21 protein-coding genes are annotated in these 22,562 nt (G+C 36.1%); 3 read left to right on the top strand and 18 right to left on the bottom strand.

Translation table 11 applies throughout. The features are described from left to right. Window positions 1–118 precede the first annotated feature (118 nt). The 5 genes from ACFFHF_RS15210 to ACFFHF_RS15190 form a co-directional block, all read right to left on the bottom strand. Window positions 119–694, bottom strand: coding sequence for an ATP-binding protein (locus ACFFHF_RS15210; protein ID WP_377058510.1), 576 nt, complete (start codon window positions 692–694; stop codon window positions 119–121). A 45-nt stretch (window positions 695–739) separates the two neighbouring features. Then, window positions 740–1,300 (bottom strand): LytS/YhcK type 5TM receptor domain-containing protein, encoded by a 561-nt coding sequence (locus ACFFHF_RS15205; protein ID WP_377058509.1) that lies wholly within the window; start codon window positions 1,298–1,300, stop codon window positions 740–742. Between the two features lie 186 nt (window positions 1,301–1,486). Continuing rightward, window positions 1,487–2,404 (bottom strand): HPr(Ser) kinase/phosphatase, encoded by a 918-nt coding sequence (hprK, locus tag ACFFHF_RS15200; RefSeq protein ID WP_377058508.1) that lies wholly within the window; start codon window positions 2,402–2,404, stop codon window positions 1,487–1,489. Between the two features lie 169 nt (window positions 2,405–2,573). Continuing rightward, complete coding sequence (locus ACFFHF_RS15195; RefSeq protein ID WP_377058507.1) at window positions 2,574–3,134, bottom strand: HPP family protein; 561 nt, start codon at window positions 3,132–3,134, stop codon at window positions 2,574–2,576. Between the two features lie 103 nt (window positions 3,135–3,237). Then, window positions 3,238–4,116: an aldose 1-epimerase family protein gene (locus tag ACFFHF_RS15190; RefSeq protein ID WP_377058506.1), complete on the bottom strand. Its 879-nt coding sequence runs from the start codon at window positions 4,114–4,116 to the stop codon at window positions 3,238–3,240. Window positions 4,117–4,303: 187 nt separating this feature from the next. On the opposite strand from ACFFHF_RS15190, the gene ACFFHF_RS15185 reads away from it, so the two are divergent. Beyond that, window positions 4,304–4,930 carry a metal-dependent hydrolase gene (locus ACFFHF_RS15185; protein WP_377058505.1) on the top strand — a complete coding sequence of 209 codons (627 nt, stop codon included), beginning with the start codon at window positions 4,304–4,306 and terminating at the stop codon, window positions 4,928–4,930. A 104-nt stretch (window positions 4,931–5,034) separates the two neighbouring features. Here the strand turns inward: ACFFHF_RS15185 and ACFFHF_RS15180 are convergent, their stop codons facing one another. The 9 genes from ACFFHF_RS15180 to ACFFHF_RS15140 all read right to left on the bottom strand — a co-directional run bounded on the left by ACFFHF_RS15180 (window position 5,035) and on the right by ACFFHF_RS15140 (window position 14,969). After that, window positions 5,035–5,952, bottom strand: coding sequence for an AraC family transcriptional regulator (locus ACFFHF_RS15180; protein WP_377058504.1), 918 nt, complete (start codon window positions 5,950–5,952; stop codon window positions 5,035–5,037). A 186-nt stretch (window positions 5,953–6,138) separates the two neighbouring features. Continuing rightward, on the bottom strand, window positions 6,139–6,645 hold the full coding sequence (locus tag ACFFHF_RS15175) for a M15 family metallopeptidase (protein WP_340906204.1): 507 nt from the start codon (window positions 6,643–6,645) through the stop codon (window positions 6,139–6,141). 144 nt (window positions 6,646–6,789) lie between these two features. Continuing rightward, window positions 6,790–8,625 (bottom strand): carbohydrate-binding domain-containing protein, encoded by a 1,836-nt coding sequence (locus ACFFHF_RS15170; protein ID WP_377058503.1) that lies wholly within the window; start codon window positions 8,623–8,625, stop codon window positions 6,790–6,792. Between the two features lie 112 nt (window positions 8,626–8,737). Beyond that, complete coding sequence (fbp, locus tag ACFFHF_RS15165; protein WP_160547933.1) at window positions 8,738–10,669, bottom strand: fructose-1,6-bisphosphatase; 1,932 nt, start codon at window positions 10,667–10,669, stop codon at window positions 8,738–8,740. Between the two features lie 143 nt (window positions 10,670–10,812). Further along, window positions 10,813–11,298: a nitroreductase family protein gene (locus ACFFHF_RS15160; RefSeq protein ID WP_377058502.1), complete on the bottom strand. Its 486-nt coding sequence runs from the start codon at window positions 11,296–11,298 to the stop codon at window positions 10,813–10,815. A gap of 227 nt (window positions 11,299–11,525) precedes the next feature. Beyond that, on the bottom strand, window positions 11,526–11,981 hold the full coding sequence (locus ACFFHF_RS15155) for a MarR family transcriptional regulator (RefSeq protein WP_160547931.1): 456 nt from the start codon (window positions 11,979–11,981) through the stop codon (window positions 11,526–11,528). Between the two features lie 63 nt (window positions 11,982–12,044). Beyond that, window positions 12,045–12,737: a serine/threonine protein kinase gene (locus ACFFHF_RS15150; protein WP_160547930.1), complete on the bottom strand. Its 693-nt coding sequence runs from the start codon at window positions 12,735–12,737 to the stop codon at window positions 12,045–12,047. 534 nt (window positions 12,738–13,271) lie between these two features. After that, window positions 13,272–14,228, bottom strand: coding sequence for an ABC transporter substrate-binding protein (locus tag ACFFHF_RS15145; RefSeq protein WP_160547929.1), 957 nt, complete (start codon window positions 14,226–14,228; stop codon window positions 13,272–13,274). A 177-nt stretch (window positions 14,229–14,405) separates the two neighbouring features. Further along, window positions 14,406–14,969, bottom strand: a complete 564-nt coding sequence (locus tag ACFFHF_RS15140) for a GNAT family N-acetyltransferase (RefSeq protein ID WP_160547928.1) — start codon at window positions 14,967–14,969, stop codon at window positions 14,406–14,408. Window positions 14,970–15,250: 281 nt separating this feature from the next. Between ACFFHF_RS15140 and ACFFHF_RS15135 the strand changes: the two genes are divergently transcribed. Beyond that, window positions 15,251–15,691 (top strand): DUF5392 family protein, encoded by a 441-nt coding sequence (locus ACFFHF_RS15135; RefSeq protein ID WP_160547927.1) that lies wholly within the window; start codon window positions 15,251–15,253, stop codon window positions 15,689–15,691. A 49-nt stretch (window positions 15,692–15,740) separates the two neighbouring features. On the opposite strand, the gene ACFFHF_RS15130 is transcribed toward ACFFHF_RS15135, so the two are convergent. The 3 genes from ACFFHF_RS15130 to ACFFHF_RS15120 all read right to left on the bottom strand — a co-directional run bounded on the left by ACFFHF_RS15130 (window position 15,741) and on the right by ACFFHF_RS15120 (window position 19,834). Then, window positions 15,741–17,525 (bottom strand): ABC transporter transmembrane domain-containing protein, encoded by a 1,785-nt coding sequence (locus ACFFHF_RS15130; protein WP_160547943.1) that lies wholly within the window; start codon window positions 17,523–17,525, stop codon window positions 15,741–15,743. 22 nt (window positions 17,526–17,547) lie between these two features. Continuing rightward, window positions 17,548–19,311: an ABC transporter ATP-binding protein gene (locus tag ACFFHF_RS15125; protein ID WP_160547926.1), complete on the bottom strand. Its 1,764-nt coding sequence runs from the start codon at window positions 19,309–19,311 to the stop codon at window positions 17,548–17,550. A 97-nt stretch (window positions 19,312–19,408) separates the two neighbouring features. Further along, window positions 19,409–19,834 carry a MarR family winged helix-turn-helix transcriptional regulator gene (locus ACFFHF_RS15120; protein WP_160547925.1) on the bottom strand — a complete coding sequence of 142 codons (426 nt, stop codon included), beginning with the start codon at window positions 19,832–19,834 and terminating at the stop codon, window positions 19,409–19,411. Between the two features lie 518 nt (window positions 19,835–20,352). On the opposite strand from ACFFHF_RS15120, the gene pdxR reads away from it, so the two are divergent. Beyond that, on the top strand, window positions 20,353–21,792 hold the full coding sequence (gene pdxR, locus ACFFHF_RS15115) for a MocR-like pyridoxine biosynthesis transcription factor PdxR (protein ID WP_160547924.1): 1,440 nt from the start codon (window positions 20,353–20,355) through the stop codon (window positions 21,790–21,792). 52 nt (window positions 21,793–21,844) lie between these two features. On the opposite strand, the gene ACFFHF_RS15110 is transcribed toward pdxR, so the two are convergent. Then, entirely contained in the window at window positions 21,845–22,291 is a 447-nt protein-coding gene (locus tag ACFFHF_RS15110) for a YfmQ family protein (protein ID WP_160547923.1), read from the bottom strand. Window positions 22,292–22,562: the final 271 nt, after the last annotated feature.

The following is a 22,562-nucleotide window of genomic DNA, read 5'->3' as shown; positions in this document are numbered from 1 at the left end:
GGGGGACGTCTTTTCCTTTCCCCAAAATAAATGTCGAAATGTTTCGAATTATATACGGACATTATAATCGACTAATTCTGGACAGGCAATACCGTCAACTTTAGGAAATTTAAAGATGTCAAAAACAAGAATGGATAATTTGAAAACTTACCATCATTCCTAATCCTGTTCCTTTTTCCTTTAAAGAATAAAACGGAGAGCCAAGTCTGTCTATTTGTTTTTTGGTCATGCCAATTCCTTGGTCCTTAATGATAATTTTTATGAATCCATCATCTGTTGCAGTACAACTAACCCAAACCCTTCCTCCAGTCGGCATAGACTCTACAGCATTTTTCAAAATATTAATTAACGACTGGTTCAATTTTTGGGGGTTAGCAAATATCCAACAGTTATCCTGAATATCCGTTCTAATCTCAACATTTTGATTGAGGCTGTAACTTCGTATGATATTTACTACACGTTCTATCTGATAACCTACTTCGATTTTTGCGATGTTATTAATGGACGGTTTTCCAAAGGATAAAAAATCTTCAATAATTTCATTTGCACGATCCAGTTCATCAATTGATATTTTTATATATTCTTTTTTTACTTTTGGCAAATCGGGTTCATTTAGAAGTTGTAAAAAACCACGTGTAACTTGCATTGGATTTCTGATTTCATGAGCGAAAACACTTGTTAACTCACCTATCACTCGTAATTTCTCCGTATTTTGAACCTCTAAACGGAGCTGGTGAATCTACCTGATTTTTTCAATCAGAATGGTAAATAACCAAGTAACAACTACTGCTAAGAAAAGATGAACCATTTGTATTTTGAAAAAATCAAAGGAAAAACCTCTCAAAATACAGAAAATAGTAAGGCCACTTAGACAGTAAAACAAGGAAAGACTCACCGCAATTTTTACCCTTTTATCTTTTTTCGAGAGTGAAAACGATTTTTGAAAAAACAATATAAAAGGTAGTGATGTTAATAAGACAAGAACTGTATTATAAAATCCTATACTAATTCCAAAGGATAGGCGAAAAAGGATGATTATTACAGACAAGAAGATCCCCGGCCAAAATCCACCATATAACGTGCCTAATAATAGAGGAATAATTCTTAACTCCAAACGAGAATTATCACCAAAATTCACTGGAAAGGACATGCAAAATATGATTGATATTCCCCATAAAATGGTCATAATGATGTTTTTATTTTTCTGGCTTTTTACCTTTTCTGTAATAAATGTATAGTAAATAAATATAGGGATAACCACTAGCGTTAGTTGAAACAAAAAATCTTTAATTATACTCATCTGTGTACCTTTCGTATGTATAAGCATTTTGAATTTGAGATATTTATATTATCTTTATCGACCTAATTTCACTAAAATATAGTACTTCTGTAAAATTATTTATTAAGTGAAGCAGTTACGTAAAATTCTTATACAAAAACTAAAAAGGACATTAATCTAATGATTAATGCCATTGATTGCTCAAGATTATATATCAGACTCTAACCGTTGCATAAACTCCTCCGCTGCACTGTAACCTTGCTGCTTCAGAAGCCAGTTATTTGCCGCTGCTTCAATTAAACCCGCCACATCGCGACCCGGTTGAAGCTGAATTTCTATATGGGGGATTTGTACTCCCATATATTCGGTATATTTGGCTTCGTGATCCAACTCATTATTGAGTGAATTTTTCTGCCATTTTGTCAATTCAATATCTAGCGCAATCCTCGTCTCATCCTGAAAAGCTTTTCGCCCATATAAGCGGACTACATTCAGTAGACCAATACTACGTAAGGCTAGAAACTCTTTTGTTTTCCCATCATGGGTTCCAAGAATGGTTCGAGGACTGAGTTTTTTCAATACAACTATATCATCAGCCACAAGCCTGTGACCCCTACCAATCATCGTGTGAGCTGTTTCACTTTTACCGACACCTGAATTTCCCCGAAGTAAAATGCCCATTCCATATACATTGATACAAACCCCGTGTACAGCGATAGCAGGAGCTAATGTTTTTAGCATATAATCATCAAGATTTGTGATAAATTCAGATGTAGGTTGAGGCTCGTTTGTACACAACAATGGAATTCCCTCTTCTAGGCAATACTGAGTTAAATAGGTTAGCCCCTCCTGTCCAGCAGTAACGATAAAGCAAGGTGGATGGTATTTTACAATATTTCCTATACGCATCTGGCGTTCCTCAATACTCAATTTGTGCAAATATGTAATTTCTTTTCTCCCCAGAATTTGAACACGTTCCGTTGGAAAAAAGTCAAAGTGACCAACAAATTCCAAGCCTGGACGATGAGATCTTGATTGTTTTATTTGTTGCTTTAACTTATTTTCCCCAGTTAGTACTTTTAATGAAAATTTCCGAACCAAATCTTCAACTGTTAAAATTTTCACATCTATCTCCCTCTCATTTCTAATTACGTTCTATGAAAGAATATATAATATTATATCAATGGATAAATGCAAAGACTATCTAAAACAAAGTGACACTAATAGTTGTATAAAAAAACCGTAGAATTAAATCTACGGACGTACCTACACTTTCAATAATAATATCGTTTATTTACAACCAATATTTTGGGTATTGTCTCTTAGGAAATAGATTATTATATAACATGGAAACAAACACTAGCAAAAAGATGCCTAACAAAACGGGAATAAGATAACCCCATCCTGTTTCAAAATTGATCGCAACTAGAGCACTAGCTGCAGCGGGTGGGTGAATGGTTTTTGTAAGAGCCATTAAAATTAGCACAATTACTAGGGTAATTATAATAATAAATAGACTCTTCCCAAATATACTCCATATGAGAATTCCTGTAACAGTAGAAAGTATGTACCCCCCAATCACTTGCCTCGGTTGAGATAAAGGACCGTTATGCGCCGCGAATACTAAAATACTGCTTGCCCCTAAAGGGCCTATTACCATAGAATAATTTGAGGAAAAAGCTAAAATACAAATGATAGTAACAGCGAGAAAGACTCCTACAACACTTATTATAGAATCTAAATAATCAAACTTAGACTCTTTTCTCGCTTCACCTTTCATTTTATTAAAGTATACATTTAATCGTTCTAACGATGGATTTTTTATATTGTCATTTGACTTTTGTAAAGTATTCATTGAATTCCCCTATACAATCTAAAATTATCAAATAAGGTTTCTAAGATTATCATGCTATATATCTTATAGGAATACTATGAATTTTTAAATACTTTTTTTAAAATTAAATAAACTTGATATTGTACTCTGTCTGGAATGTTTCCCTAGGTTTAAGTGTATTCACGCCAAATTTCTCTTTAAAATCTCCTACCGTATCATAAGTATCAGCCACCCCGTACCATGGCTCAATGCATACAAACGGCGCAATACTCCCATCTTCCTCTATATATTTCGACCATATTCCAACAAACGGGAAATTTTTAAACATAACTTCTACTCCATAACTGGATTTATTTGAAACCAATGTAATCTTATCGATATTGCTGTAAACGAGAGCATCATTCGCAAAAAGTGAATGTGTTAGTGGAAGCATTCCAATATCATCAACTTTCCCTTTCTCGTGAAGCAAAGAGTTCTGAAGCTCGTACTCCATTACACTCATATCTTCTGCAGGAGTAAAGTGTATATGGTAATCCTCAATGGTTTCACTTTCTAAAAGTGGAATCTTAAAAGCAGGATGAGCACCAATAGAAAAATGCATCTCCTTCTCATTTTCATTCACAATTTCCCAATGTACAATCAGTGAGTCTTCTTGAAGCATATACCGGATAATTGCTTTAAATTCATAAGGATACACATCACTAAAACGTCCAGCAGAGTCAAAAACAAAAGCAGCATTTGTTGCTGTCTGCTCTAGTACTTTGAATTCAACATCACGCAAAAAACCATGTTGTGACATCTGATACGTTTTACCATCGATTTGATATTGATCATCTTTTAATCGTCCTACTATCGGAAACAATACTGGAGACACTCTTCCCCAATATTTGTTGTCCCCTGACCACATATAATTCAAGCCATTTTTCTTATGCTTTACTTTACGCAATTCTGCTCCATGACTTTCTATATTTACTTTCAACCATTCATTTTCGACTGTAATCATTTTCATTCCCTCTTCTTTCTTGTCTGATATGTATAAATTCTATACTAAAAGACTCACTCACAAAAAGAAAGGCTTAGTATTTTGATACCAATAATCATTTTTCTTCTAAACAGAACAGATGTTTTGTAGTAGAATAAACAAAGTGTTTTGATTTACTACATAATAGATTTATAGAGGTGGAAAATAATTGAATGGTACATCACATGCAGCAGTAGGTGCAGCAACAGGATTTGTCGTTGCAAATTCATTACAAACATCACCAACAACAACACTTTTGTTAGTCGGTTTGGGAGGAATCTCAGGTTTAATCCCAGACATAGATATTGACGGAAAGCTTCGTGGAAAAATAACCCTTTCACATAAAGTAATTCGGCTATCTGCTCTAATCATTGGAATAATGATGGTGATCTATAGTTTCTTTGAAAAATCAGAGATGGAAAGATGGCTAGGAGTAGGAATCGGTTTAATGATTATGTTAATCGCATCATTAATAAAGCAAAAGCATATGTTAACTATTACGGGAGTAGCTGTTTTAGTAGGTGGATTATCTGTAGAGGAGCTTTGGATCATTCTACTGGGGATTTATATTATGATAGCTTCTGTATCCTCGCATCGGAGCTATACCCATTCATTAGTAGGAATAGCGTTCTTTGGCTATATTGCTTTCCTTTTTGAATCCTCTCTTGGAATGGATGGTGTGTTCTATGCTTGTCTAGGCGGATATATTAGTCATTTGATTGGAGACCTAAAAATACTTCCATTCAATAAACGAGGAGTGAAGATGTTTTTACCCCTATCATCTAAAGAAATTTAGTTTTTTGATCCAAACAAATAACACACCCTGGATCCTTATAACAGGGTGTGTTAACACATTAAAGGATTCTTATTACTGAGCTGTTCTTCTATTAAATCAAGAACTTATGCGTGGATTTTTTGGTTATAGGTTTCTCTTAGACGCTTAATATCTTCCTTGGGTGGGAAGCCAAACATACGTGAATATTCACGACTGAATTGTGAAGGACTTTCGTATCCCACACGAAAAGCAACATCCGCGGCATCATTTGACTCTGATAACAACAATCGTCGAGCTTCCTGTAATCTTAGTTGCTTTTGGAATTGAATCGGACTCAAACCGGTTACTTCTTTAAAGAGTCTATGAAGGGAAGATACACTCATATTCGCTAATTCTGCAAGTTCCTCCACTCGAAGGGATCTTTCAAAGTTATTAAAGATTTCTTGAATAACATCCCTAATTTGATAAGTGGTGCTTCCCTCTATTGCCATTTGTTCTAGCATTCCCCCGTACGGCCCTTGAAGAACCTTATAAAGAATTTCCTTTGTAAAAAGAGGTGCAAGAACAGGAATATCTTTAGGATTATCTAGTAAACTAACTAGCCTGCGAACTGCATCTAAAAGAGATGTCTCAATTTTACTTACAAACATTCCCCGATTTACCTTTTTCTTCGGTTCGACGGTTGCCTTAAAGTCACTTAAGACCTCTAAGATTTGATTCGGTGTAAATTCAAGTTTTAGAGCTAAATAAGGAGAGTCCGTTGATGCTTTAATTACTTGCCCTGTGACCGGCAAGTTAACAGAGGCAACCAGGTAATCAGCAGGACTGTATTGAAAACGCTCTTCTGCCAGTAATACTTCCTTCTCCCCCTGAACGATCATACAAAAGGAGGGCTTGTAAACTCCATACCGAGGTTCCGTAACATCCGATTCTCTAATAAAAAATAACGACGGGATAGCGGTTGTGTGTACACCATTTTGCGTTGCATACCGTTTAATGAGTTTCGTCAGTTCGGACTGTTGTTGGTAAATTTGCTCAGACATTCATGATTCCCCTCATTCCTCATATCTTTGTAGTTTGATTGTAATGCATAGTGGTCAAATACGTAAATGGTTATGATAGGATTAGGCAATCATTTGCTATGAATAGGTCACTTTTTTTCATTTTTTAACACAACAAAATGATAAATAAAAACAAATATACCGGTTTTTCTCATTTCATATAATAGATTAATAGGCTGTCAACGCCTCTTCTGTTGGTCGTTCCCCTCTTTGTAATTCACTAAGACTTAGCCCAAAATCAAGTTGTAGGTGCGGATAATCTTCGAATCCCATCCAATCTCCTCCCCATTCAAACCCGAGTTCCTTAGCTCTCTCAACCACTTCCATCCAATCAGGAGATCCATTTCCATTCCCATCAAATTCCATATCCCAAATAACCTGACCTGCTTCGGTCTTTAGGGCAAAGTCCACTGCAAGTCCAAAATTATGAAGTGATTCTCCTCCTCTAGCATACGTAACAATACTTCCTTCTGTTGTACGACCTTGCTCATATAGAATATTTTGTTCCTCTACACTACGAAAGCCATCTGTAATAACAACTGTAATTCCCTGATCGGCCATATTTTGAATGAGTTGATTGGTACGCTCCTCTACTACTGGATGAAGAGCGGTAGGCAACGGCACATCCTCTTTTTTAATATATTGGTAGTATATAATAGTTACTATAAGAATCATGCAAACGAACATCCAAAATCTTTTCATGGCTGCCTTTCCTTTCAAAAAGTAAATCATACAGTATATAGACGAACGAGTTTAAGAATAGTTTCATTTTTACATAGGGAATATAAATGATAAAAGAGGGTGAAGCACCCTCTTTTTTTACCCATTCAGCCTTGTCATCACATCTGAGATTGTAAAATCTACTTCGAGTGTTCCACCACTATAATCACTGTCTGTGTATAAACCATTCGTTTCAGTTCCTGTAGAAGAACCTCCTGAATATAACGTATAGCTAGAATCTTTCGATAAGTCCGGTGAACTTATATAAAGTGACTGATATTCTTTTTCTGGTGCAAAAGTGGCGATCGTATTTCCTTCACTATCTTCTAAATGAACAAGCGTTCCTGCCGCCTGTGTTTCTGGGAATGTCATCATAATGGCATATTGTCCAGACATCTCGGAGCTAGTTTGTGTTTTCGTACTCCCAGCTGCAACTAGTACTCCTCCAGATATTTCAAATGTCTCCACATAGTCAATTTGACCATTTCCATCATCTGTTGGTCCATTCACAACGATTGTCCCATCTGTCATAACAAATGAACCGTTAGAATCCAGGCCATCACCCAGTGAATTTACAGATACATATCCTCCTGTAATCTGAATAAGATGATCCCCAGCTGCGCTTTCTTCTATGTTGTCACCTGAGGAATCCGCTCCGCCACCCACATTTAGTCCATCATCAGCAGAGGTAATGTCGATCGTACCACCAGCAATGGCCACAATTTTACTTTCGATTCCTTCATAAGTCTTGGTAATTGTAAGATTTCCACCCTTAGTTACTACCGATGAATCGGCGTGAATCCCATCATCTCCTGATGCAATTGTCATTTCCCCGGCTTCTAATAAAACACTATTGCTACTGTGAATGGCATCATCATATGAATCAATTACAAATGTCCCTCCACCAATCGCAAGCTCCGTTGTCGCCTTCAGACCTTTTGCACTGCTTGTTTCTGTAGAGGTTGTGGAGTCCTCGGAGTGTCCTCCATTAGCATACTCATTTATTCCAATGGTTTCAGGACTTCCACCACCAGTTACAATGTTATAATCTCCTTCTAATACATACAGGGAAGTTTCCGCTTGTATACCATCATTGTCTGCTACAATGGTAAATGTTCCACCTTCAAGGGCAATATTTCCTTTTTCAGCATTTTCATCATTAGTTGATTTGATTCCATCACCGCCTGCTGTAAGCGTTAAAATCCCATCCTGGACAGCTACTAGGTCTCGTCCAACAATAGCATCATCTTTAGCTGTTACTACAATATTTCCACCTGTAATTCTTAGCTCATCTTTTCCAATAATTCCATCATTAAAGTTACCCTCTACAGTAAGCTTTCCTTGACCATTAATGGTTAAATGATCTTTACTAAAAATGGCGGAATTGGGCTCCTCTTCTTCTTTATCATCGTATACATACTGCGTTCCATCAGAAATGGTATTCTCTGTCCCCTCCGGTAAGGATATCACCGTCTTTTCAGCATCCTTCACATAAATAGGAGCGGAAGTACTGCTATGAATGTCTACTCCACTTAAGACGAGTCGAACGGTACTTTTATCCTCCGCTTCTACAACGATTTGTCCATCATCTAATGTTCCACTTATAACATATACCCCACCCGTACGGATATAAATAGTGCTTTCAGACACAACGACAGCTCCTGATCCTTCATAAGTGGCTGTCCCCTCATTCAATTGAATATACGTTGGATCCTCATTTTCCCACTCTGTATAAAGGTCATCATCGCTGTAGGTTGCAAGCTCACTTACAACCGTTTGAATATTTCCGTTACCAATTGTACTTAACGTGTCAATATTTACTCCAGAAGAGGTACTAGTTAAAGTAACTGACTCCTCACTATTGCTGCATGCAACTAACATGCCAGCACATACTAATGGTGCCATCCACTTTGTAAATCTATTATTTTTTTTCATTATTCGGCTCCTTTTTTACTTGTTGAGCCTATTATGTTGTATTAACCTTAACAAAACCTTAAAGAGTACAAGTTCATGTAAAAAAAAACAGGACAGTGAGCACTGTTCCTGCTTATTTCATATAACGGTATTCACGCAAACTATTTAAAATAGATATTTCCTGTAATAACTCTTCTCCAACATTTGTTTCTATAACCTTTTTTCTCTCTAGTTCTTTATCTACCAATCTTTTTACTGATAAAACATCTGTTCCATTACAAAGTACATCTTGTTTTGAATTAAATTGCTTGTGTGCAACAAGCTGCATACCGTAGGAATTATATAATAACGTGTAACCCGCTATCCCTGTTGTTGATTGATATGCTTTGGAGAATCCTCCATCGATGACAAGCATCTTACCGTTGGCTTTAATAGGATTTTCTCCTTCAATTTCTTTTACTGGTGTATGACCATTAATAATGTGACCTTGTTCTGGATTCAAATCAAACTCCTCTAAAATTCTACGGCAGAGGTCCTCGTTTTCCCGTAAATGGTAGTAAGGGTTCTTTTTCTCTTTATGGGTTTCCTTTTCTTTAATAAAGTAGCGCTCAAAGGTGGTCATGGCCCTTTTTCCAAAGAGAGAGGAATACTCTCCTGTCCATAAATACCAGACCATATCTGTCGCCAGGTCATCTGTCTTTTCAGGATGAGCAAAAGCATGACGTAAATAATGTTCAAATTTATCAAGTAATTCCCGACCGGCATAGGTTGTATTTTCAATCACCATTTTCTCCATATTTCCTTCTTCATCTAAAGGAATACAGCCATGGATTAATAAGTTTCCGTTATATCTCAAATAAAGACTGCCTTTTTTCATTAGAAAATTCATATGCCTTGCTAACTTTTCGGAATGCTGGACAGAAAATAGCAGTCTTTCAATCACTTGAGCTTCTTCCTCTAGTAATTGATCGGGTTGTTCTGGATTCACTGTAGCAAAGCAGCTGTTTTCCAGTTGGTATGTTTTCCCATTGATTGTAATTTCATTTTTGTCATAATCAATTTTCTCAAGCAGAAGTCTCTCTGCCATATTAAAGTTCGGGCGTCTCTTTATGATCGGCATCTCTAGTTTAAACTGAATCATGGAAATGGCTTGATGAATTTTTGTAATTTGTAGTCGTTCATGATCTGTCAGTTTCTTATCTGAATGCGCCTTTGGTCTAAAAGCGGGATTGTCATTATAGTATTTCTCAGCCAGATTAAGAAGCGGCCTAAGATTGATTCCATATACATCTTCAATAATATCCAAATTATCATACCTGGCACAGATACGAATAATATTAGCGAGACAAACCTTTGAACCAGCAAATGCACCTAGCCATAGAACATCATGATTTCCCCATTGAATATCAACAGAATGATAATTGATGAGAGTTTCCATAATTTTATCTGGTTCAGGTCCACGGTCATAAATATCCCCAACTACATGGAGATGGTCAACGACCAATCTTTGAGTCGTATAAGCTAGACCAGTTATGAGCTTTTCTGCCTGTCCTAAGGAAATAATTTGTTGAACAATCTTCGTATAATATTGTTCCTTATTGTTGGAATCATCTGCTTTATAAAGTAACTCTTCAATTATGTAAACAAATTGATTGGGCAATGCTTTACGTAATTTCGAACGTGTATATTTGGAAGAGGCATAAGATATGAGCTTTATCATACGATAGATGATGACTATATACCACTGGTTAACTTCTTGATCACTTATAAAAGTATTTTTTACTAACTGTAATTTTTCTTCAGGATAATAGATTAATGTAGCAAACTCATTCATCTCTTTTTCAGTTAAAACATCTTGAAACAGATCTTTTATTTTTTCCTTGACATTTCCCGATCCATTTCTTAACACATGTTGAAAAGCTTGATACTCCCCATGTAAATCACTGACAAAATGTTCTGTTCCCTTTGGAAGATTAAGGATCGCTTCAAGATTAATAATTTCCGTTACTACTTTTTCTTCACTATCATATTTTTGGGCCAGTAAATCTAGGTATTTTGGATTCAAGGTATGTATCCCCTTTCATTATTCAACATTATTTTACACTTTAATAGATTTAGAGGAAATACTATATTTTAAAGTCAACCATATTCTTCAATAAAAAAGCAGTGACCTCCCTCTAGGAGACACTGCTTTCAAGTCACTATTTTTTATGGAAGATACTTCATTTTTTCCTGTATAGACGTTCTTTCTTTTGGTTGACTAATCTCTTCTGGATAACCAAACCCAAACACCCCAATCACATCGTACCCATCTGGAATGCCCATGATTTCACGATTTTTAGCTGCATTACCCATGGAAGACCAGAAAGTTCCAACACCTTCTGCCCAAGCAGCTAAATTAACGTTTTGGACAAAACAAGCGGTGGCAAGAACATTTTCATACGTCTCTATTTCCGTTGATCCATGTTTGGATAGGATCGCTAGTACAACAGGTGCCTGACAAAAATTTGTTTTATGATTTAATTTTGTTCTTGTTTCTGATCCAATCATATACACTTCCCATGGCTGGGTCATCTTATGATTAGGAGCCATCGTTCCAGCTTCTAACCATTTGTTGATTTGTTCTGGTTCAACCATATCTGGTTTAAATTTTTTAATATTTCGTCTAGAATAAATATTTTCTAAAATGTTCAATTTAGTTTCCTCCCCTATGTTCTTTACATTTAACTTACACGTTTAAACTGACTAGTATAAAGCTCATAATAATATCCTTTGTTATCTACTAATTACGTAAATCCATAGATACTACAGGGACCCTAAATAAAGGTGACAATATGGTTGAGATTACTTAGTTTCTTTCTTATATTATATAGCGAACTTAACTAAGTTGCCGGCTATATAGCCCTGTAATAATGTTATTATCATTCTTTACAACGTGAACCATGTAGCTTGAGATTTGTTGTCATTTTCATCATAATTTCAACCAGCGTGTTCTGTTCCTCCTGGGTAAGCTGATTAAATGGACCAGCTATCATCTCCATTCGGGAATGTTTCATTTTAGAAATCATTTCTTTTCCAGCCTCAGTTAATTTTACGATGCGTGTTCTTGCATCATTTTTATCCGGTTCACGGTAAACTGTTCCAGCTAGCTCTAATCGATCAATCATTTGAGACATGGAACTTGAACGAACTTCTAGCCGTTCCGCAAGCTGACCAATTGTACATCCATTCTGTTTCGCTAGAAAACGTAAAATAAGCCATTGTGTCTTCGTAATCTCCGTTCCGTCTTGACTATTCCTTTGACTCCTCTTCATGTGTCGACCAATCGCTTGAACACAATCTACAAATTGCTCTAATTGTTTTTCCTGTGATTCCATTATTTAGTCACCTCACATTTATATAATATAGCGACCCTAAATAACTGTCAATTAAAACACTTGCTACACCTCCTCAGGTACACGAAAAGGACTTAACACTTTCGTCTTAAATATTTCCTTCATAAACTCTTCCATTGAAGATGATTGTCTATTGTTATAGCAACTTTGAATGGTTTCCAAAAGTAAAGACGGTACTGCTTTACCTTCAATCAAAGGATAGTATTCATCATGAGCTTTTTTCAGATCCTCCCATCGATGATCATTTCCTTTGTTCATATACTCAGACACATCAATGACTTTTGCTCGACCATTTTGAAGTAAAATATTTTTCAAATGAATATCACGAGGATTTAAATTATTTTTCCTAGCGTATTCTCTTGCCTTTTCAACATCTTGTATGACTTGTGATGGAATACGAATTCCCTGAATGAGACAATCATACAGTGTAATGCCAGATTCAAAGCTTAAGACTAAATATCGATCATTTGCGGCATAACATTTAGGAAAGTACGATGCCCCCGCTGAAACTTCATATACAGAAGCTTCGATTTGAATTTTTCCTTTTTTATCATCAGCAAACAGTTTAAATGCGTATGTTGGGTTATGAATATACTGAAATACCGCGGCATCTGTCCCCACTCCGATACATCGTAGATCCTTGGCGCTACCGTGAATGGTTACAGGTTTGTTCTCTCTATTTGAAGTTATCTTAATTTGTGACAACAATTGATCTACTAATAATAAATCTCTTTGCATTTTAATCCCCCATAAGTGTATGTCTTATTGTTTTTTAAATCATAACAAAACATTATGTCAGAAAAATGACGACACTATGAAGAAATCATGATAAAAGCGTGTGGACCTACCTATTACGGGTTCACTTTTGAAGTGTAAAAAGTGAAAAAACAGGAATTCATAGGCGGAGAATTTCCGGCTAATGTCTATTGAGGAGGCTTAGAAAGCAGATATAAGCGGAGATATTCCGACTAACTGCTCTGAATATGACAAAATCCAAAGATTTTGATAGTTTAACCGGAAAAACTCCCTTTATTTTTAGGGAAATATCGGTATTTCCCTAATTAACCGGAATTTCTCCGTTTATTTTTCATTTGCAATTTGTTGACGGGTTCTCCTTAAAGGTTCAATGCAATTGGTAAAGGCCCTAACTATAAAAGCAGGCCTAGAAAAACTCATTTTTATAAAACCGCTGTCATCTATGATAAAAGGGCTGTCAATTACTATTAATCTAATCCTAACAAAAAACCGGAACATTTGTCCCGGCTTTCCTCATTATTCTAGTGCTGCTTTTACTTCTTCCGTCATTGCTTGTGTAGAACTAATACCATTCCCAGCAATATACCAGTTAACTGCATCTAGGTATATAATCTTCCCATTTTTATAGGCGTTTGTTTTCATAACAAGTTCGTTTTCAATTGTTTCTTTCGCTCCTACTTCTCCACCGACAGCAGCAGAGCGGTCAATAACAAAAATAACATCTGGATTTTTCTCGAGAATGTATTCAAACGTTATACTTTGACCGTGCTGAGAAACCTCTATATTTTCATCTACTGCCTTAAAGCCAAACACATCATGAACGAAACCGTAACGTGAACCAGGTCCGTACGCACTTACTTTTCCTTCATTAGCTAGTAAAATCAGAGCTTTACTTTCAGACGCAGATGCTTCTTTATTTACCTCATCAATACTTGATTGTAGCTCTTCCATCTTAGATTTTAGTACAGCCTCTTTTTCAAACAGTTCAGCTAAAAGGTTGAAGTTTTCTTCTAGAGAAGGAATGTAATTCGCATAATCAACAGCAACAAATATGGTTGGGGCAATCTCAGCAAATTGATCATATAACTCAGCTTGTCTTCCTGAAATAAAAATCACATCTGGCTGTAATTCATGGATCGCTTCAAAGTCAGGTTCTTTTAAACTACCTACATTTGTATATTCTGAGCCTTTGTACTTTTCTAGACTTTCAGGTACAATCGCTTGCGGAAGTCCAGCTACTTCTACACCTAACGCATCTAATGCATCTAGTATTCCAAAGTCAAAAACAACTACTTTCTCAGGATTTTTCTCAAGTGTTACTTCACCGTATTCATGTGTGAACGTAACTTCCTTTGATTCTTCTACTGCTTCCGTGCTTCCGTTAGTGGTTGTACTCGCTTCCTCCTTACTTCCACAAGCCGCTAGTAGAAACAGCATGGTGAAAATAAGAGAAGATAAACCTAATTTTTTCATTTTTTCATATCTCCTTTTTATGTATTGATAATGATTATCATTTTCATATCCTTATGTTATATGGATACACAAATAATGTCAACAGTAATTGAGAATATTTTTCAACTAGATTGATATTTAAATAAAAAAATAGGACTACCTGGATGGCAGTCCACTCAACAAAGGTCGGATTAATCCTCATTCCAATTTAGAAAAATCCTCCCTTAACAATGAATACATATATAAATCATCAAATTTCCCGCGAGTATACTCATATTTTCTAAGTAAACCTTCTCTAATAAATCCCTGTTTCTCCACTAACCTTTGGGATGAAAGGTTAGGAGGTTCAATTAACGCTTCTATCCTTTGAAACCCAAATTGTTGAAAACCATAGGCAATGATTGTTTTTAATGCCTCTCCAGCTATTCCTTTTCCCCAGTAATCTCTGCTTAACTCAAATCCAATCTCTGTACGGAAATGTTGAGAAACAAAGTTATGAAAACCACAACTACCAATAACAATTCCCTCTTCTTTTAACGTAATTCCCCATCTTAATCCTTTATTGTTCTTTTCAAGGGATTGATACCATGATATCTCGTCCAATGCCTCGTTGATAGATTTAAAGGGTTCCAATCCATAATATTTCATTACTTCGTTATCAGAAAGATAGCTAAGTATATTACTAGCATCGTCTTTTGTAATTTTTCTCAAAACTAATCTATCCGTTTCAAGATTTGGAAATGTATGAATCTCTATAGACATCGTTCCCCCACCCTTCTCAGTTATTTCATTTCAATCATTATACCATTTTTATACAAAACTAATCACGTTTCCAAATTGACAGAAACACCAAATTTCCCTATAATAAAATTATTAATTTCATACTCCTAAAGGGGAGTAGCTTTAACAGCAAGGTCGTCATTACGGAGCATCTAGCTCTCGGCTTTGTTGGCAACTACTGTTGTTAGCAAGACCTTTACCAATTTATTTTGGTAAAGGTCTTTTTTGTTTTTATCCATTAAAAAAGGGAAAGGAAGAAAAAAATGAACCTTTTCACGAAGGATATGCCCAATTATATTAAAAAAGAAATCGAACTCATGCAGGAAAAACTTTCTCCATTAATGAAGAAAGTATCTAGATACGCTTTATGGACCATGCCCTTAATTTGGGTATCACTATTTAATCTTGGATATGTATTATTTTTCGGTGAGATTACTCAGGATACCCTTCCTACCATCCTTATCTACGCTGCAATCGGTGCACTCGGATTCGCTTTATTTCGGGAGCTAAGATTCCACCAAAAAGAAATTCAGAAGCAAAGTTCGGCATACATTATTGATCGAATTAAGAATAGTGAAGTCGCCACTGATTACCATAAGAAAGAATATATTAATCTTATAAAAGAACAGCCAAACGCTCGTGCGATCAATCATTTTATTCAATTTTTAATGGAAGAAAATCAGAGAAAGCATATGCTTCAATAAATAATAAACACCCTGGAGAAATGGATCTTCCAGGGTGTTTATTATATTATTATGATGCATCTTCAAACTGACTATTATATAAATCTGCATAAAATCCGTTTTTCAGAAGCAATTCTTGATGCTTCCCACTTTCGATAATGTCTCCATCCTTCATTACTAGAATCAAGTCTGCATTCTTGATTGTCGAAAGTCTATGTGCAATAACAAATGAAGTTTTGCCCACTGTCAGCTTATCCATTGCCTCCTGAATCAATAATTCTGTACGAGTATCAACGGAACTTGTTGCTTCATCAAGGATTAGCAACGGAGCATCCTCCACCATGGCACGAGCGATGGTAATTAACTGTTTTTGCCCCGCTGAAAGATTGGCTTTATCGTCTAATACAGTGTCATACCCATGAGGAAGAGTTGTAATAAAATGATGTAAACCCACTGCTTTACAGGCTTCCTCTACCTGTTCATTTGAAACTCCTTTTCGAGAGTAAACAATATTTTCTCTTATCGTTCCTTCAAACAACCATGTATCTTGAAGTACCATACAGAATAGTTGATGAATATTTTGTCGTGTAAGATTACTTGTTGGAACACCGTCGATTAAAATTTCTCCACCATTCACTTCATAAAAACGCATCAATAGATTAATCAAAGTGGTCTTACCAGCACCTGTTGGGCCGACAATTGCCACTTTTTGTCCTGCCTTTGCCTTTGTGGAAAAATCCTTAATAACCATATTGTCTCGATTATATCCAAAGTTCACATGCTTAAACTCCACATCACCTTTTGCACTTTCGAGTCTGAGTGTTTTGCCACTTTCATTTGCCAGTTCTTCTTCTCCAAGAAATTCGAATACACGTTCACTCGCAGCGGTTGTGGACTGAAGATTTGTAGCTGCTTGTGCAAGCTGTGATAATGGCTGTGTAAAGAGACGAATGTAAATCATAAAGGCAACAATCACCCCAAATGAGATACTACCATTAACAGCAAGCACAGCTCCGACTAAACAAACCACCACATATCCGAAGTTACCAACAAACATCATGAGCGGCATCATTAGACCAGACATGAATTGAGATTTCCATGCACTATTGTATAGGCGTGTGTTAATTTCACGGAACGTTTCCTTTGCTTCTTTCTCTCCGTTATATACCTTCACAACATGATGTCCCGTATAAATCTCTTCAATATGACCATTCAATTTCCCTAGTTCTTTTTGCTGCTGGGCGAAGTATTTTTGAGATTTTGAAATGATGAACGTCATGAGTGCAAACCCTAAAATGGTAGAAAGTACAGCTGAAAGAGCCATAATCCAGTTCGTGTAAAACATCATGATCAGTGAGCCAACAAACATAGTAATAGCTGATACCAATGTACTTAAACTCTGATTCATCGTCTGTCCAATCATGTCAACATCATTTGTTACACGGCTAAGGACATCACCTGTACTTGTTGAGTCAAAATACTTGAGTGGTAATCGATTGATTTTCGTTGAAATCTCTGTACGTAATTTTTTGGACACTCTCTGTGTGACAGTGGCCATAATATACCCTTGGATGTAGTTAAAAATAAACCCTAACCCATATAGAAAAGCAAGAATCGTTGCGATTTTAACCACAGCATCAAGATCAATTTTGGTCATCAAGCCCTCTGTAATGAAATCGGTAATTTGACTAAGCAGTTCTGGTCCAACGATATTGAAAACTGACCCTAGCATAGCAAGGACTAAGGCAACAGTTATGATTGGTATATATGCTCTACAATACGATATGAGTTGCTTTAAGGAGGCCTTATTGATCCCATTTGAAGAGGGTGCTCCCCCGTGTTGAGGATGCTTCATTGCATTAGTTTTATGATTTTTCTTACCCAATTTCAAGCTCCTCCTTTGACAACTGAGAATACGCAATTTCTTGATATACCTCGCAATTGATCATAAGCTCTTGATGCGTTCCCATGCCGACGACTTCCCCATCGTCTAAAACAACAATTCGGTCTGCATCTTTAATCGTACCTATTCGTTGTGCAACGATGATCGTTGTGGCATCCTTAATTTCTTTTTTCAGTAACGAACGCAATATTCGATCTGTCTTATAATCTAATGCAGAAAATGAATCATCGAACAAATAAATTTCAGGTTGTTTGAAAATCGCGCGTGCGATAGACAATCTTTGTTTCTGTCCTCCAGAAATATTTGTACCACCTTGAGCAATCTCACCTTCGTACTGATTCTCCATTTTTTCAACAAACTCTGTTGCTTGTGCAATTTCTATCGCTTTTTTAATACTTGTTTCTTCTGATACGATGTCTATGTTGTGGCCGTATGCTACATTGGAAGACACGGTACCTCTGAATAAAACAGCTTTTTGAGATACATACCCTAGCTTATCGTGTAATGCTTCCTGAGAATAATTTTTTACGTTCACTCCATTAATGAAAATTTCTCCCTCCATAGCATCATAAAATCGTGGGATCAAATTTACTAATGAAGTTTTCCCACTACCGGTTGACCCAATAATTGCCACCGTTTCTCCTTTATGAGCTGAAAAACTGATGTTACGAAGAATATAGTCTTTTGCGTCTGGGTATTTAAAACTAACATTACGGAATTCAATTTCTCCGGAAAGACCTTCCTTTCCATCCGTCAAGTTTCCATCTATAATTTTTGCCTTTGTATTTAGTACTTCGTTAATACGTTTAGCAGAGACAGATGCCCGAGGAAGCATAATAAACACAAACGAAAGCATCATAAAGGCCATGATTACCTGCACTGCATATGACGAGAATACAACCATTTCTGAGAACAAGGATAATCGATCAGGTATGGCAGCCTGGTTGATTAAAAAGGCTCCAATCCAATAAATGACTAGACCGAGACCAGACATGATGAGTCCCATCGTTGGCATCAATATTGCCATCACTCGGCTTGTAAATAAATTCGTATTCGTGAGATCATTGTTCGCTTGTTCAAATTTCTCTTCCTGATAGGCTCCAGCGTTGTAGGCATGAACAACGCGAATCCCGGTCAAGTGTTCCCTTGTTACACGATTAAGGTTATCAGTTAAAGTCTGAATCACTTTAAATTTCGGCAAGGCGACAATAATTATGATTGAAAGCATCACTATAAGAAATAAAACGGCGAACCCTGTGGCAGCTGTCCACTCCCAGCTTTTACCCATAATTTTAAAAACAGCCCAAACCGCTAAAATTGGAGCTTTGACCAGTACTTGAAGTCCAGTAGCGATCAACAATTGAATTTGTGTAATATCGTTGGTTGATCGAGTGATCAAACTAGATGTAGAAAAACCATTGATTTCTTCCATCGAAAAAGACATGGTTTTTTCAAATACCATTCCTCGGAGACGAACAGAAAATCCCGCTGCAACTTTTGCGGCAAAAAAGCCAGTAATCATTGCCGCTATCATACTGCCCACTGCACAAAGAAGCATGTATCCCCCTTGAACGAGAACCTCACTCATTTTACTTTCTTCTGTCTGGACGAGCATGGTTATTTCATACATATAGTCAGGGAGCTTTAAATCAAGCCAAACCTGTGCAATAATAAACACCAAACTACACATAATTAATAACCAGTCTTTGCCCTGAAGATGCTTAAATATTTTTATCATTCATATACCCCCTAACAGTAGATCTCTCTATAAATCTAATAGTGTTAGATACTTTATTAATAAAAAGCAGACGAATACTTTGTGCCTGCATCATGTTTTACTCACTTTCAATAGTAATGTCGGTTATTCTTTTTAAGATACGAACAAATTCTTTCGCATCATGTTCTCCAAGCTTTTCAAGTGTTTGCTCAATCATCATTAACGCCTCTTTGCGTTCTTCCTCCATAAAGTGAGTTCCCTCTTCAGTAATGGTGACAATGACAATGCGTTTATCATTAGCGTCTCTGCTTCGCTGAATAAATCCCTTTTTGGACAAGCTATTCAGTGCCGATGCCACACGAGGAGTCGTAAGATATAATGCCTCACTCAGTTCACCTGAAGTAGCACTGCTCTTGGCAAACGTAAGGAATCCTAAAATTTTCTTCTCTCCATGTGAAATATCTTCTACTTTTTTCTGAAATGGCATCTTAGCTGTTCTCGTCATATTACGTAACAGTTCTTCCGCCAACTCTTTATAATCCATCGTAAGCTCCCTTCTAATTTATCTAACCCTATTAGATAAATTACTCCAGTTAGACCTCTATTGTCAAGTGAAATAGAAAAACCACCAAAAAGTCATTGGTAGTTCAGTATTAGTTTTTATAAAATTTACGTTTGCCACCATATATAGCCACCAAGGGCAATTAATGACAAGACAATAATAACTATATAGATAAGGGAGAGGTTTATAGTATTCCTCTTGACAGAACTCCTATAGTTTTCGTCGCTCTTCCCTGTTATTACTAACGTAAGTATGACTGAGATTATCAGGACTAAAAATACTAAAATAATAAGAAATAACATCATACACCTCTTGTTGACAAATTAATCAAAAATACTCTTATCTCAATTATACAGATCAACCCACTCATTTAACCCATCCAATTTTCCAAATTACTGGCCATCCAATCAGAAGAAACTTTGAAATAAAGGGTAAATATTTTCTTATTCTTCCTTCCTTCGATATAATAAAGTATCTTAAATTCAATGATGGTGAAGACAATGGAATGGAGACCAGACAAACAATTAGATATCCCTATTTATCAACAAATAGCTAATTATATTCAAAAGAGAATTGCCTACGGAGAGTATCCCCCTGGAACCATTCTGCCTTCTGAACGAAAGTTAGCAAAAGAATTAGAAGTGAATCGAGCGACTATTGTAACAGCCTATGATGTATTATATTCGAATGGCATGATTGAACGGATCAAAGGGAGTGGAACAAGGGTACACTCAGATGTTTGGGGGTTAACTCGATCAAGGGTCCCAAACTGGGATCTCTATGTTGAACGCGGCTCTTTTTTACCTAATCTACCTTTGTTTCAACAGATCAGGGATGAAGTGTTAGAAAAAAATTTAATTAACTTTGCTAGCGGGGAATTAGCAAGTGATTTAATGCCGACCAAGATGTTCAAAGAAATCTTATCAAAGAATGATTTCCAACAATCATTAGGATATGACCATCCACAAGGAAACCTTGAGCTTCGCAATAGCTTGGTTGCTCATTTAAAAACACATAAACATATCGATTGCTCGAGTCAATCTATTCTTATTACGTCAGGAGCACAACAGGCATTGTATTTAGTTGCTCAATGTTTATTAGAAAAGGGAGATGCTATCGCGTATGAGGATCCTTCTTATGCCCACTCCCTCCCTATCTTTCGAACAATGGGGTTAAAAACCTTTAAACTTCCTGTCAATGAAGATGGGATGAATCCAGAGGATATTATAAAATTGCATCAAAAGCATAATATTAAAATGCTATTTTTAAATCCCATTTTTCAAAATCCAACTGGTACCATTCTGCCTATTGAAAAAAGAAAAAGAGTACTAGAAATTACAAATGAACTAGGGATTCCAGTGGTGGAGGACGATCCTTATAGTCTTATATCCTTTTCAGAAGAAATCGATACCTCTTCCCTGAAGTCTATTGACGAAACAGGAAGTGTTTTATATATCAGTTCTTTTTCTAAGATTGCAGCTTCTGGATTAAGAATTGGTTGGATTATTGGTCCGGATAAAATTATTCAGCGTCTAGCAGATGCCAAACAACAGATTGATTTTGGACATAGTATTTTCCCACAATGGTTGGCAAGTGAATATATACAGTCACATTACTTTGATCAAAACCTAAAATCTTTAAAAGCACTACTAACAGAGAAAAGAAATATTCTTATTTCTTCCTTAAAAGAAGAGCTTACCAGCGAATTATCTTTCCATGTTCCTGAGGGTGGAATCCATATTTGGTGTAGCTTGCATGGAGATGTAAATGAATTTCATCTGCTTGAAGAATCGTTACGTAATGGGGTGGCTTTCGTTCCTGGTTCTCTTTTTGGATCAGAAAAAGGCTATATTCGGCTTACCTTTGGTCGAGTAGACTCCCATCTCATTTCTGAAGGGGTACAAAGATTAAAACGAGCGTTTGTAAAGCTAAAAAAATAATAAAAAAACGAAAGGCACCTACATTGGTGATTCCTTTCGTTTTTGTTAAAGATTAAATGACTCTCTCACCTTTTGCTATAAAGTACTCTTGTAAATTTTCTGAATGGATATTATATACTATTACCTTTTTCTTGAACTGTTTGACTACATCGATTGAGTTTCTTTCATTATATAGATATAGTCTTACATCGATGTTCCCCATTTTCGCGTCAATAATGATGTGTTTTCCATTCTTTTCTGGTGGTAAAAATGACTGTTCTGTTCCTGGATAAATATAATATTTCTCCATAAAGATCGCTTCATTAAAGTACTTAATAAATACCATCTTCTCTTCATGATCTAAAGAAAAATTATCTATAGTTACTGAAACCTTTTGATCATCAAGCTTCGCATGAGTTGCAAACTTACTCATAATCCATTCCACTGCTCCTAGTGGAAGAACGGTTGGTAATACTTTTACTAGACTTATAAGAATTAAAAACAAAATAGTCCAGACCATGCTTATCATCTCCATAGGTGGTTTAATATAATAATTGTATGTTGGTTTTTTATATTCGAATAATACCATACAATGCATGATTCTTACCCATCCTATTTCAATAAGATCACACCATCCACTTTCCTTAAATGGATTTTCTTCCTTTTTAAACAGAAAAAGGGGGTTGGTAATTCTTTAACTACCAACCCCCTTTAATTTACTTGTACTATTCTAAATTATCATCTACTTCAATAGAACTAAATTCGAGGTCTAACTATCACTTTTATCTGTT

The sequence above is a fragment of the Robertmurraya beringensis genome (genome assembly GCF_042433785.1).
Taxonomy (GTDB): Bacteria; Bacillota; Bacilli; order Bacillales; family Cytobacillaceae; genus Robertmurraya_A; species Robertmurraya_A beringensis.
This window is presented reverse-complemented; position numbering and strand designations above follow the sequence as displayed.

Excerpts from the sequence above, each read along its gene's own strand:
- ACFFHF_RS15145 (WP_160547929.1), bottom strand. The coding sequence starts at position 14,228 with ATGAAAAAATTAGGTTTATCTTCTCTTATTTTCACCATGCTGTTTCTA.
- ACFFHF_RS15130 (WP_160547943.1), bottom strand. The coding sequence starts at position 17,525 with ATGAAGCATCCTCAACACGGGGGAGCACCCTCTTCAAATGGGATCAAT.
- ACFFHF_RS15175 (WP_340906204.1), bottom strand. The coding sequence starts at position 6,645 with ATGATTCTTATAGTAACTATTATATACTACCAATATATTAAAAAAGAG.
- ACFFHF_RS15155 (WP_160547931.1), bottom strand. The coding sequence starts at position 11,981 with ATGGAATCACAGGAAAAACAATTAGAGCAATTTGTAGATTGTGTTCAA.
- ACFFHF_RS15120 (WP_160547925.1), bottom strand. The coding sequence starts at position 19,834 with ATGGATTATAAAGAGTTGGCGGAAGAACTGTTACGTAATATGACGAGA.
- ACFFHF_RS15170 (WP_377058503.1), bottom strand. The coding sequence starts at position 8,625 with ATGAAAAAAAATAATAGATTTACAAAGTGGATGGCACCATTAGTATGT.
- pdxR (WP_160547924.1), top strand. The coding sequence starts at position 20,353 with ATGGAATGGAGACCAGACAAACAATTAGATATCCCTATTTATCAACAA.
- ACFFHF_RS15125 (WP_160547926.1), bottom strand. The coding sequence starts at position 19,311 with ATGATAAAAATATTTAAGCATCTTCAGGGCAAAGACTGGTTATTAATT.
- ACFFHF_RS15110 (WP_160547923.1), bottom strand. The coding sequence starts at position 22,291 with ATGGTCTGGACTATTTTGTTTTTAATTCTTATAAGTCTAGTAAAAGTA.
- ACFFHF_RS15195 (WP_377058507.1), bottom strand. The coding sequence starts at position 3,134 with ATGAATACTTTACAAAAGTCAAATGACAATATAAAAAATCCATCGTTA.
- ACFFHF_RS15190 (WP_377058506.1), bottom strand. The coding sequence starts at position 4,116 with ATGATTACAGTCGAAAATGAATGGTTGAAAGTAAATATAGAAAGTCAT.
- ACFFHF_RS15180 (WP_377058504.1), bottom strand. The coding sequence starts at position 5,952 with ATGTCTGAGCAAATTTACCAACAACAGTCCGAACTGACGAAACTCATT.
- ACFFHF_RS15205 (WP_377058509.1), bottom strand. The coding sequence starts at position 1,300 with ATGAGTATAATTAAAGATTTTTTGTTTCAACTAACGCTAGTGGTTATC.
- ACFFHF_RS15150 (WP_160547930.1), bottom strand. The coding sequence starts at position 12,737 with ATGCAAAGAGATTTATTATTAGTAGATCAATTGTTGTCACAAATTAAG.
- ACFFHF_RS15135 (WP_160547927.1), top strand. The coding sequence starts at position 15,251 with ATGAACCTTTTCACGAAGGATATGCCCAATTATATTAAAAAAGAAATC.
- ACFFHF_RS15140 (WP_160547928.1), bottom strand. The coding sequence starts at position 14,969 with ATGTCTATAGAGATTCATACATTTCCAAATCTTGAAACGGATAGATTA.